This is a genomic window from Acinetobacter endophylla, from assembly GCF_053543775.1.
In genome coordinates, this window is record NZ_JBLVOM010000166.1 from 1 (window position 1) to 348 (window position 348).

General features: G+C 57.8%; 1 protein-coding gene. It reads right to left on the reverse strand.

The features are described 5' to 3' along the window. A partial coding sequence (locus ACNPNW_RS06175; RefSeq protein ID WP_448766735.1) for a ThiH family protein occupies positions 1 to 329 on the reverse strand: 329 nt, incomplete at its 3' end. Positions 330 to 348 lie beyond the last annotated feature (19 nt).

The following is a 348-nucleotide window of genomic DNA, read 5'->3' on the forward strand; positions in this document are numbered from 1 at the left end:
GTGATCTCCCGCACGCTGCGGCTGTCGGAAATTTCAAACTGCGGTGTTCCGCCCGCATTCGTATGTCCCCCTACCTCGGTGGTTACCCCTGCCGACATCTTGGTGATGCCCAGATGAATCAGATGGTCGCGGAGCGCGGCAGGCTCTCTGGTGGACAAAGTAATGCCTGAGCGGGGAAGAAACAAACGGTATGCCAAAATAATCTGCACCAGCGAGCGGTCAGAAACATCGCTCTCCGGGTTGAATTCGCCGAGATAGGGACGGAAGCGCGGAGTGGACAAGCTGATCTCGCAGTCCGGGTAACGGTCCTGCAAATACCGGGCGTGCATCGCAGACTTAAACGCCTCC